Annotated in this window: 11 protein-coding genes and 1 pseudogene; 10 read left to right on the top strand and 2 right to left on the bottom strand. The window is 68.1% G+C overall.

Annotated elements, in window-relative coordinates; translation table 11 throughout:
* Positions 1–329 precede the first annotated feature (329 nt).
* Positions 330–836, top strand: a complete 507-nt coding sequence (locus CTZ28_RS44090; RefSeq protein WP_121895389.1) for a nitroreductase family deazaflavin-dependent oxidoreductase — start codon at positions 330–332, stop codon at positions 834–836.
* Between the two features lie 70 nt (positions 837–906).
* On the opposite strand, the gene CTZ28_RS44085 is transcribed toward CTZ28_RS44090, so the two are convergent.
* A complete protein-coding gene (locus CTZ28_RS44085; protein ID WP_121895414.1) occupies positions 907–1,530 on the bottom strand; it encodes a TetR/AcrR family transcriptional regulator in 624 nt (207 codons plus the stop codon).
* Positions 1,531–1,705: 175 nt separating this feature from the next.
* Between CTZ28_RS44085 and CTZ28_RS44080 the strand changes: the two genes are divergently transcribed.
* From CTZ28_RS44080 to CTZ28_RS44050, 7 genes and pseudogenes are all read left to right on the top strand, one after another.
* Positions 1,706–2,911, top strand: a complete 1,206-nt coding sequence (locus CTZ28_RS44080; RefSeq protein ID WP_121895388.1) for a cytochrome P450 — start codon at positions 1,706–1,708, stop codon at positions 2,909–2,911.
* 79 nt (positions 2,912–2,990) lie between these two features.
* Positions 2,991–3,974, top strand: a complete 984-nt coding sequence (locus CTZ28_RS44075; protein WP_121895387.1) for an SDR family NAD(P)-dependent oxidoreductase — start codon at positions 2,991–2,993, stop codon at positions 3,972–3,974.
* A 121-nt stretch (positions 3,975–4,095) separates the two neighbouring features.
* Complete coding sequence (locus CTZ28_RS44070; protein WP_121895386.1) at positions 4,096–5,322, top strand: cytochrome P450; 1,227 nt, start codon at positions 4,096–4,098, stop codon at positions 5,320–5,322.
* Between the two features lie 68 nt (positions 5,323–5,390).
* Positions 5,391–5,588, top strand: coding sequence for a ferredoxin (locus CTZ28_RS44065; protein ID WP_121895385.1), 198 nt, complete (start codon positions 5,391–5,393; stop codon positions 5,586–5,588).
* Positions 5,589–5,596: 8 nt separating this feature from the next.
* Positions 5,597–6,772: an NAD(P)/FAD-dependent oxidoreductase gene (locus CTZ28_RS44060; RefSeq protein ID WP_121895384.1), complete on the top strand. Its 1,176-nt coding sequence runs from the start codon at positions 5,597–5,599 to the stop codon at positions 6,770–6,772.
* A 107-nt stretch (positions 6,773–6,879) separates the two neighbouring features.
* Positions 6,880–8,364, top strand: a complete 1,485-nt coding sequence (locus CTZ28_RS44055) for an MFS transporter (RefSeq protein WP_121895383.1) — start codon at positions 6,880–6,882, stop codon at positions 8,362–8,364.
* 259 nt (positions 8,365–8,623) lie between these two features.
* Positions 8,624–9,226 (top strand): annotated as a pseudogene (locus CTZ28_RS44050) (ion transporter); the annotation flags it as partial.
* 73 nt (positions 9,227–9,299) lie between these two features.
* On the opposite strand, the gene CTZ28_RS44045 reads toward CTZ28_RS44050, so the two are convergent.
* The gene (locus tag CTZ28_RS44045; protein WP_183154883.1) at positions 9,300–10,079 is read right to left on the bottom strand and encodes a DUF3050 domain-containing protein; all 780 of its coding nucleotides are present in this window, start codon (positions 10,077–10,079) and stop codon (positions 9,300–9,302) included.
* A 208-nt stretch (positions 10,080–10,287) separates the two neighbouring features.
* Here CTZ28_RS44045 and CTZ28_RS44040 point away from each other — a divergent pair, with 208 nt between their 5' ends.
* Together CTZ28_RS44040 and CTZ28_RS44035 are read left to right on the top strand one after the other, a co-directional pair.
* Positions 10,288–10,866, top strand: coding sequence for a putative antibiotic biosynthesis monooxygenase (locus tag CTZ28_RS44040; RefSeq protein WP_121895382.1), 579 nt, complete (start codon positions 10,288–10,290; stop codon positions 10,864–10,866).
* Between the two features lie 29 nt (positions 10,867–10,895).
* Positions 10,896–11,311 (top strand): anthranilate synthase component II (locus CTZ28_RS44035; protein ID WP_147481289.1); only part of this gene is annotated, 416 nt, incomplete at its 3' end.

Raw genomic sequence — 11,311 nt, 5'->3', positions numbered from 1 at the left:
CAGCGGTGCGACGGCCGCACCGAGTTCCGTCGGCCGGACAACCCGTATTGCGCATTGACTCGATGCGATTCGGTTCAAACCGGGATGGGGGTTGCCCGGGCTGTACGGCGGCGACGCGCGTACTTGGGTGCGTGGTCTGGGCGGGGGCAGCTGGCATCGGTGGGACCACGAGGCGGCACGGCCCTTGCGGTCTTCGGCGCCCTCCGTTTCACTGTCGACATTCTGACGGTGCGTCATATGACCATGACCGCCGTACCCGGGGCGGCGAGCCCCTGCGCATGGGCGTAGGGCGGTGCCCGAGCGAGCGCTGATGGGAGAGTCGAGACGGGATGACCGACACCCCGCGTATCTCAGGTACCTCATTCGAACGGCCGGACGGTCTCGATGCGCCGATCGTGCCCAGGATCATCAAGTGGGCGTCCCGGCTCAACGTTGTTGTCTACCGCGCCACGGGTGGATGGATCGGCGGCACCTGGAGAATCGGCAGCGCCTTCCCGCGTGGAGTGCCGGTCTGCCTGCTGACGACAACAGGGCGCAGGAGCGGTCGGCCGCGGACCCAGCCCCTGCTGCAACTCGTCGACGGAGAGCGGGTGATCCTGGTGGCGTCGCAGGGCGGGCTGCCGAAGAACCCCTTGTGGTATCGCAACCTCCAGGTGGAAGCCGAGGTCAGTATTCAGATCCGCAGACGGGTGCGCCGGATGCGGGCCCGTACCGCCGATCCCGAAGAGCGGAAGGAGCTCTGGCCGCGACTGGTGGAGATGTACGCGGACTTCGACAGGTACCAGGCATGGACGGACCGGCAGATACCCGTGGTCATCTGCGAGCCTGTGCCCTAGTCCGGCAGGGCGAGATCCGCTGACGGCGCGTCCGGCGAGAAGCCGGCGCACCGTTCTGCCGTTCCAGGGGTCAGAGCAGCCAGTCATGGGGTGTCGTCGAGTTGCGCAGAGGGACGGCCGCAGGGAGGGGTGACGCCGCGGCCGGGGCCAGGCCGTCGAGGACCAGGGAGAGATAGCGGCGCCAGCCGTCGCTGTCCTGGTCCATGCTCCAGAGCACGCTGAACAGCATGGCCATGATCCTCGGCAGGTCGTCGGGGACCAGGTCGGCTCGGATGCGGCCGGCCTCCTGTGCGTTCCGGGCGAGCAGTGTCAGTGACTCGTAGTACGGGCCGATGACCTCGGAGGTGAGGGTGCCGGCGTTCCTTGCCGCGGCCAGGGTGTTGCGCTCCCTGGCGGCCATCACCATCGCGGCCTCCATCACGGAAGTCAGCGCGTGCAGGGGGTCGTCGTCGTGCAGGGAGTGCTCGATCGCCGGCGCGATGTCCTCGTCGATGGCCTGCTCCAGGGCGCCTCGGGCGAGGTCTCCCTTGTGGGCGAAGCGCCGGTAGAGAGTCCTGATCCCGACCCCGGCGTGGCGGGCGATCTCCTCGAGTTGGGCGTCGGGGCCGCTCTCGGCGAACACGGTGCGCGCAGCGCGCAGGATGCGCTCGGCGTTGCGGGCCGCGTCGGCTCGTAGGAGGCGCTCGGGATTCATGACCACGGGGAAAGAGTAGCAAGAGACAGTTGACTGTCAGATGCGCTACGGTGACCATGTAATTGGCAGCTGGCTGCCAGTTGGTGTTCGCAGTGCCCGTCGAGGCGGCGAAAGCACCAGCGGCCGCGTTCGTGCCGACGCCTCTTTGTCTCCCCACATCGCACCAGGAGGCTTCATGACCACCAAACCCCAGCACAGCGACGTCACCGGCCTGCCGGTGTTCCCCGGCGACCGGGATGCGCGCTGCCCCCTCGACCCCGCCCCCGTCTACCAGGAGTGGCGCAGGACGGACGGACTGCGTCGCGTCAACTGGAACGGCCTGCCTGCCTGGGCCGTGAGCAGGCACGAAGACGTCCGGGTCGCTATGACGGACCCGCGGATCAGCGCCGAGGTGGAGATGCAGCAGGGCAGCCACGGCCCCGGCGTCACGGTCTTCCCGCGGATGGACGATCCCGAGCATGCCCGGCTGCGTCGCATGCTGACCAAGGACTTCACCGTCAAACGCGTCCAGGCGCTTCGCCCCGAGATCGAGAAGATGGCGAACACATTCATCGACGAGATGGTGGCCTCCGGCGATGCGGCGGACCTGGTCCAGGCGTACGCCCTCCCCATCCCCTCCATGGTCATCTCGCTGCTGCTCGGCGTGCCCTACTCCGATCACGCCTTCTTCCAGGACATCACTTCCGTCCTGATGAGCCGTACCACCACCGTCGAGGAGAAGCTGAAGGCCAACGCGACGATCTTCGCCTACCTGCTTGACCTGATCGGGAAGAAGGAGCACGAACCGGACGACGCCATGATCAGCCGTGTCCTGAGGGAGTACGTCGAACCGGGCGAGCTGAACCGCGAGACCCTGGCAATGAACGGCTTCATCCTGCTGAACGCCGGGCACGAGACCACCGCGAACATGATCGCCCTGGGCACGCTGGCGCTGCTGGGACTCCCGGACACGCTCGCCCGGATCCGGGACACGGACGATCCGAAGGTGATCTCGGGAGCGGTCGAGGAACTCCTGCGCCATCTCTCGATCGTGCACAGCCTGGTCGCCCGGGTGGCCACGGAGGACATCGAGATCGGCGGTCAACTCGTACGCCCCGGCGAGCTCCTCGTCATGAACCTCCCGGCGGCCAACCGCGATCCCGCGTTCTACGACGACCCCGACCGTCTCGACATCGACCGGGACACCCGCGGTCACATGGCCTTCGGGCACGGCGTTCACCAGTGCCTGGGCCAGGTCCTCGCCCGCGCCGAACTCGAGATCGCCCTGCCCACCCTGCTGCGGCGGCTGCCCGGCCTGCGCCTCGCCGTGCCCCTCAGCGAGATCAGGTTCCGCAACGACATGAGCATCTACGGCGTCCACGAGCTTCCCGTGGCCTGGTGACACAGAGGCGTCCCCACCAGCAACGCGGGCCTTTCGCCCAGCTCCGCACAGTACCGATGCTCATCACCCGGGAGTCGACATGGCAGAGCTCGAATTCCACGGCAGAGTCGCGATCGTCACCGGCGCGGGGGGCGGTCTCGGCCGGGAGTACGCGACCTTCCTGGCATCACGAGGAGCCCGTGTCGTCGTCAACGACATCGGCGGCTCCATGGCGGGGGAGGGCACGGACGACGGCCCGGCCGCAGCTGTCGTGAAGGCGATCCGTGACAGTGGCGGCGAGGCGGTCGCCGACACCCACAGCGTGGCCACTTCCGAAGGCGGGCGGGCCGTCGTCCGGACCGCTCTCGACGCCTTCGGACAGGTCGACATCGTGGTCAACAACGCCGGCATCCTGCGTGACCAGCCCTTCGACGAGATGACCCCGGACCAGTTCGGCGCGGTCCTCGACGTGCACCTCGGCGGGGCCTTCCATGTCACCCTCCCCGCCTGGTCCGTCATGCGGGAACAGGGGTACGGCCGAGTGGTCAACACCACCTCGGCAGCGGGCCTCCTCGGGTCGGCCCGCAAGAGCAACTACGCCGCCGCCAAGGCCGGCGTGGTCGGCCTCACCCGGACGCTCGCCGTCGAGGGCGCCGAACTCGGCATCAAGGTCAACGCCGTCGCGCCGATCGCCGCCACCCGCATGCTCGCTGGCTCCATGGCGGACGCGCAGAGCGTCGGCACCAACGGCCGTCCCCTCGATCCCGCCGCCCTGGAGATGATGAACGCCATCACCCGTCGTCTCGACCCCGCCCTCGTCACACCCGTGATGGCCTATCTCGCACACGAGGAATGCCAGGTGTCCGGCGAGGTGTACACCGCGGGCGGTGGCCAGGTCGCCCGGTTCTTCGTCGGCCGGACCCGGGGCTACTACAACGCGGCCCTGTCCGCAGAGGACGTACGCGATCATCTCGGCGCGATCCGCGACGAGACGGACTGCCTTGTGCCCGCCGATCCCGGCGTGGAGATAGCCCACCTGCTGCGCGCCGTCGCCGCGGCTGCCGACCGGCCTCTGGGCGGCTAGGCACCCTGCCTGAGCCGAGCAGGCCACGGCAGGGTCCGCTGCGGCTCGCCCCAATCCCTGGCCCGAGCGGACCGGCACCCGTCTGTCCGCTGCCAACTCTCCTCCCCCCACAGGAGTGTTCATGAGCACGACGACCGGCAATACCGACCGTCATCACATCACCGATCCGCCTGACTTCCCCGGCGCCCGTTCCCCGCGCTGCCCCTTCGACCCGCCGACCCAACAGGCCGACTGGCGGCGCGCCCGCGGTCTGCGGGAGGTCCGGCTGACCAATGGGCGGACGGCCTGGGCCGTCACCCGGTACGACGACGTCAAGAAGATCCTGAGCGATCCGCGCATCAGCGCCGACGGTCGGCGCTACCCCCAGCTGATGAACAGCGACCGGACGGAGCAGCCACAGGCCTTCCCTCGGATGGACGACCCCGAGCACGCCCGCATCCGGCTCACGCTCACCGGCGAGTTCACCGTGAAACGGGTGGAGACGATGCGACCGCACGTGCGGTCGGTGGTTGACCGGTTCCTCTCGGAGCTGGTCGAGGCGGGACAGCCGGCAGACCTCGTCCACCACTTCGCCCAGCCCATTCCGTCGACGGTAATCTCCCTGCTGCTCGGAGTGCCCTACGGCGACCGTGCCTTCTTCCAGACACGCAGTGCGACGCTCCAGTTCACGGGGGCCTCACCAGAGGACAAGAAGACCGCGCACCGCGAGCTGTTCCAGTACCTCGTCGGCCTGGTCGAACGCAAGGAAACCGAGCCCGGCGACGACCTGATCAGCAGGCTGATGAAGGAGCGGGTTGCCACCGGGGAGTTCACCGCTCGCGAGGTGGCTATGAACAGCCTGGTCATCCTGCATGCCGGCCATGACACCACGGCCAACCTGATAGCCCTGGGAACACTTGCCCTGTTGCGGAACCCCCAACAGGCCGACCGCATCCGGGAAACCGACGATCCCCGGGTGGTGGCCCGGGCCGTCGAGGAACTGCTGCGCTACCTGTCGATCTCACAGGACCTCGTGTTTCGCGTCGCCACCGAGGACCTGGTCATAGGCGGTCAGCTCGTCCGAGAAGGGCAGATGCTGACCGTCAGTGTCCCCTCCGCGAACCGTGACACGGTCTTCGAGGCCGCCGACACCCTGGACGTCGGCCGGGACACCCGAGGACACCTGGCCTTCGGATACGGCGTGCATCAGTGTCTCGGCCAGTCCCTCGCGCGCGTGGAACTCCAGGAGGCCCTGCCCGCCCTGCTGCGCCGGCTGCCGGATCTGCGCCTAGCAGTTCCGCTGCAGGACGTGCGCTTCCGGCACGACACGGCCACCTACGGGGTGTACGTGCTGCCCGTCGCCTGGTAGCCGGTTGCCGCCCACCCGACCCACCACACAAGAACCGAAGCAGATCCAAGGAAGAACGAGGACCAACCATGCGCGTGGAACTGGATGAACCGAAGTGTGTCGCGGCAGGCCAGTGCGTGATGGCCGCCCCCGACGTCTTCGACCAACGGGACGAGGACGGGGTCGCCGTGGTACTGGACGAGCACCCCGGCGCAGAACTCCTCGACGGCGTCCGTGAGGCCGTCGCGATCTGTCCCGCCGCGGCGATCCGCCTGGTCGAAGAATGAGCCGAAGGATGAAGAGGATCGTCGTCGTCGGAGCCTCGGCAGCAGGGCTCGCGGCTGTCGAGACGTTGCGCCGGGATGGCTTCGACGGCACGCTGACCCTGGTCGGCGAGGAGCCCCACCTGCCCTACGACCGACCACCGCTGTCCAAGCAGATCCTCGCCAGGGAGTGGGACGTCGACGCCCTGGCCCTGCGCACGGCGGATGACATCGATGCACTGGGCCTCGACCTCCGTCTCGGAGTCGCGGCCACCGGACTCGACCCTGTGAGCTGCGTCGTCCGGCTCTCGGACGGTACGGCCGTGCCGTACGACGGGCTCGTCATCGCCACCGGCGTACGGCCGAAGCGGCTTTCCGGCGATTCCGGAGCCCATGTACTGCGCACACTCGACGACGCGCTCGCCCTGCGGGAACAGCTGAAGCCGACAAGCCGGCTGGTCGTGGTCGGAGCCGGTTTCCTGGGTGCCGAAGCCGCAGCCGTGGCCCGCACACTCGGCGTGGAGGTCGTCCTGCTGGAACCGGCCCCTGTACCGCTGGCCCACGCGGTGGGCGCGAAGGTCGGGCATGTGCTGTCGCGAGCCCACGTCGACCACGGTGTCGCGTTGCGCACCGGCGTCGCCGTCGACGCCGTGACCAAGGACGGTGTGCGGCTGGCGAGCGGCGAACTGGTCGACGCGGACGAGGTGCTGATCGCGATCGGCTCGCTGCCCAACACCGAATGGCTCGCCGACAGCGGACTGCCGTTGGGCGACGGCGTCATCTGTGACCAGTACCTGGAGGTCGCGAGGGGTGTGTTCGCCGCGGGGGACGTGGCGCGCTGGTACAACCCGCTGTTCGGCACGACGATGCGCATCGAGCACCGGACCAACGCGTCCGAACAGGGCGTGGCTGCCGCGCGCAATCTGCTGCGGCCCGAGGCCGACAAGGCGTTCTCCCCGGTTCCGTACTTCTGGTCCGATCAGTACGACATGCGGATCCAGGCATACGGCTACCTGCGCGGCCACGACGAGGTCCTGGTCGTGGACGGCGATCCGGCCGAGCGCCGGTTCGCCGCCGTCTACCGCACCGGAGACCGGCTGACCGGTGTGCTCGCAGTCGGCATGCCGCCCAAGGCACTCCGTTCGTGGCGGCAGGCCATCGCCGCCCGGACTTCCTGGCACGACGCGCTGGCGCACGCCGCGCTCTGAGGCAGGGCGGCCTTGCCCGCCCTCCCCCCTGGTTCCCCGCCTTCCAGGGCTCCGCACCCCGTAGCGACGTTCCTCCACCCGTACCCCCACATACGGAGGTTCCAATCATGTCCGAAGCCCATTCCCCGGCCACCGGGAACGCGACCCCGTCCCAACGACCGGGTGCAGTCGTGGCGGTCCTGGCGTTCGCCGGGATCGTGGTCGCACTGATGCAGACGCTCGTGATCCCGATAGTTCCCCTGCTGCCGCAACTGCTGGATGCCAAGGCCTCGGACACGGCATGGGCCCTCACAGCCACGCTGCTGTGCGGGGCCGTCGCCACCCCGGTCATGGGGCGGCTCGGCGACATGCACGGCAAGCGGCGGATGCTGCTGCTGGGCGTGGCCCTGATGGTGGTTGGCTCGGTCGTCTGCGCGATCAGCGAGTCTCTCGCGCCGCTGCTCGTCGGCCGGGTACTGCAGGGCCTGGCGACTGGTGTGGTCCCGCTGGGCGTGAGCGTCATGCGGGACCTGCTGCCCGCCGAGAAGCTGCCTGCGGCGACCGCCGTGATGCTCGGCTCGCTCGGTGTCGGCGGGGCACTGGGGCTGCCCGCGGCGGCGGTCATAGCCGACAACTTCGACTGGCACGTGCTGTTCTGGGTCGCCGCCGCCCTCGGTGCCGGGGCTTTCGCACTGGTCCTGGTCATGGCGCCCGAGTCCGGGACCCGTACCGGCGGACGTTTCGACCTGACCGGTGCGGCCGGTATGGCCGTGGGCCTGATCTGTCTGCTGCTCGCCGTGTCGAAGGGCGCCGACTGGGGGTGGGGGAGTGGCACCGTGCTCAGCCTCTTCGCCGCGGCCGTCATCGTGCTCCCGCTCTGGGGCTGGTACGAACTCCGAGCCCCACAACCGATGTTGGACCTGCGCACCACAGCACGTCCCCAGGTGCTGTTCACCAACCTCGCCGCGCTGGCCCTCGGCGTCGCCCTGTTCTCCATGAACCTGGTACTGCCGTCTCTGCTCCAGATGCCCGAGGCGACGGGCTACGGCCTGGGTAAGTCCCTGGTCGTCACCGGACTCGTCATGGCCCCGCAGGGTCTGGTCATGATGGCCGTGTCCCCGTTCGGCGCCCGCATCACGAAGGCCAAGGGGGCCAAGGTGACCCTCATGACCGGCTCGGGGATCGTGGCGGCAGGCTATCTGCTGACCATGGTGATGATGTCCGGTGTCTGGGAGGTCATCTTCGCCACCAGCGTCATCGCGACCGGTGTGAGCTTCGCCTACGGCGCGTTGCCCACACTGATCATGGGAGCGGTGGCAGTCTCGGAAACGGCGGCCGCCAACGGGTTCAACGCCCTGATGCGTGCCGTCGGTACAACCGTCTCCAGCGCGGTCGCCGGGTTGATCCTGGCTCATATGACCACCGACTTCCATGGCGTGCCCCTGCCGACGGAGAACGGCTTGCGTGTCGTCCTCGTCCTGGGCGCCGGCGCCGCGACGGTCGCCTTCCTGTTGGCGACGCTCATCCCCGGCGGCCGTACGCCGTTGTCCCGGGACACGGCGTCGGACGCGAACGTCGAGCAGGCTGCTGGGCGGGTCGAGGGCGCGCAGTAGGAAGGACGGCGCCACCCGTCGTCCGCTTCGCGAACGAGATGCTGACCTGAGCCGGGCCGTGTGCTCCGGTTCGATCAATTCTCGGTCGATGAGGTGTCCTCCTCGTTCGGAGCACCGCCGCGATCAGTCCCGAGGCAACTGCACTGGGTTCGCGTGCCGCATCAGTGGGCGGACAGCGGTGAGAGCAAGGGTCACGTCCGCTGGAGTGGTGTATTGACGGTCACTCGGTGATCTCGTTTTGAGGCCTCGATACGGTGCTCGACTGCTGCGCCTGGCCCGCGTCCTGCGCGCCGCCCGCTTCCTGCCCCAACTGCGGGTCGTCCTGGTCGCCGTGGCCCGCAGCCTGCCCGGCACGCTGAGTTTCCTGCTCGTCGGTGGTCTTGTGCTGTACGTCTACGCGATGGCCGGCTGGGTCTTCTTCGGCCGCCACGACCCCGAGCACTACGGCTCGATCGGCCGCGCGGTCCTCACGCTGTTCCTGCTGATGACCCTGGACGGCTTCGGTGACGCCGTCCACACGGGCCTGGAGATCTCCCGCTGGAGCCTGCTGTACTACGCCTCGTACGTGCTGCTGGCCTCGTTCGTCCTGGTCAACGTCCTGATCGGGGTGGTCCTCACCTCCCTGGACGACGCACGCGCCACGGAGCGGGACGAGCCCGCGCATCAACGTCCAGGGGCAGTGGAGGACGAGGACCGCCGGCTGCTGCTGGAGCGCGTCGCCGCGGCCCGCCGGGCACTGGACGCCCTCGAACAGGACCTCGCCCGGCCGGAGTCGGGACCGGCGGGACGGAGCGAGCTGTCCGGCAAAGACGCCGGCGGCCGCCATGTCGTGCAGTCGGTCGGCCCGAGCGGTACGCCCTGACGCGCGGGTGAGAGTCGTCCCGCCGACGTCTCTCCGCCGCGTCGGCGACGGCGTGAGAGGAGGATCCCAGAGTTCACTCCAGGGCCTTCAGAATCCCGTCCCACAGCAGCGACCGTGCCTCCAGGGCGAGCGTCGCCGTTTCCGCCGCCTCCTCCCAGCGAGTGTCGTCCGTGCCGCAGAGGTCGGCGACCATCTGCATGGCCATGGGAGTGTGCTCCTCGCCGTCCACCTCGATGTGACGGGCGAGGTAGTCGCAGAACAGCGGGAAGCGTTCCGTGCCCTCCTTCTTGATCACCTGGTCGAACATGTCGGGGATCAGGTCCTCGCGGGAGAAGGCGAAGGCCGCGGCCCGGCAGTGCAGCGGGCGGTCCTCGATGATCCCGAAGGTTGTTTGCACGAACTCTGAGGCGGGTGAGGGAACTTGGGCGCCGCGCAGCGCCGCCGGCACGCCGTGGCCCTCGATCAGCAGGGCGAGGAACGCGTCGATCCGGGTCGTGTCGGCCCCGGCCTCGATCATGCCGGCGCGGTACAGCTCGAAGTGACTGGTGAATCCGCCGTTCAGTTCGTCGCTCTCCTCGACCAGCACGATGTCGTTGATGAGCCGTCGGCCGACTTCCGAGCCGCGCGGTACCCAGGGGACGTCGACACAGGTCAGTTCACGTTGCAGGGACTTGAGCAAGGACATGAAGTCCCATACCGCGAAGACGTGGTGCGCCATGAACGTCGCCATGTTCTCGCGGGTGTCGATGCGCTGGTAAATCGAGTGCGCCGTCACTTCTTTCCGCGCCTTCTCGATCACCGAACGAGCCCTGTCGATTCCCTCGTTCCGTATATCCCAGTCGTACCTGGACATGATCCTCCTCCGGTCGGGGGAGCGATCATGCAGCAATTCAAGTCGAGCCTGCAAGCGCTTCCAAGAAATTGGGGGAACTTACCCGGAGCAGGTCTCGACAGAGCACCCCAAGGCAGTCGAAAGCCTGATAAAAAGTCACGATTCGGGCTATCGAAAAAACTTCGTTGAAGATTTGAACGTGCCGTGAAGATGCCGCGTACCTGTCCCCGTGAGCAGTAATCCCGTCACCATCACCGTGGCCTATCACGTGGCGTCGGGTCGCGAACCCGACTTCCATTCGTGGGGGTGGTCGATGCTGAACGCGAGCGCTCAGCAGCCGGGCTTCATGGGCGGTGGCGTCCTCGTCGACCGAGAGGCGGAGTGGCATGTCGTCTATCGCTTCGCCAGCGAAGGAACGGCCCGGGCCTGGGAGGATTCCGCCGCCCGGGCCCAGTGGGACATCCGGGCCGCAGACTTCGCCCGGCAGACCGGACGCCGGAGCGTCCGGGGCTCCAAGGTGTGGTTCGACTCACAGACCGCTGCGCCGAAGACACTCACTCCGCCGGCGAAATGGAAGCTGTGGTTCGTGAACATGAGCGCGGTCTTTCCGCCGGTACTCCTGTTCAATCTGATAATTCTTCCCTATCTTGACGGTCTCAATCCGCTCGTCCGCACGTTCCTGTTGTGCCTGTGTGTAACGGCTCTCGTCACCTGGATTCTCATGCCGCGGCTCCAGCGTTTCCTCAAGAAATGGCTGTATCCGCCACTCCAGGCATTTCGTGGACGGCATAAAAGACGGACCGCATAAGTCCGCCGCGAACCAAGGGAGGTGGGCGGGTGAAGACCCTGCTCATCGACAATTACGACTCGTACACGTACAACCTGTTCCAGCTGATTGCCGAGGTCAACGGCACGGAACCGGTTGTGATCCGCAATGACGCCCCGGGCGGGATCCCGGATCTCGCGGAATTCGACAACGTCGTGGTGTCGCCCGGCCCCGGACACCCGGGCGAACCGCGCGACTTCGGCATCGCCTCCGCCGTGCTCGCCCGGTCCCCGCTCCCGGTGCTCGGGGTCTGCCTGGGCCACCAGGGCATCGCGCTCGGGGAGGGCGTCCGGGTGACGGCCGCGCCACAGCCCCGGCACGGGCATCTGTCCATGGTCCGGCACGACGGACGCGACCTGTTCCGCGGCCTGCCGCAGGACTTCACCGCCGTCCGCTACCACTCGCTGGCCGTGCCCGAGCCACTGCC

This window comes from Streptomyces shenzhenensis (genome assembly GCF_003688995.1).
Taxonomy (GTDB): domain Bacteria; phylum Actinomycetota; class Actinomycetes; order Streptomycetales; family Streptomycetaceae; genus Streptomyces; species Streptomyces shenzhenensis_A.
The sequence above is the reverse complement of the archived record's forward strand: the minus strand, read 5'-3'. Positions and strand labels throughout refer to the sequence as shown.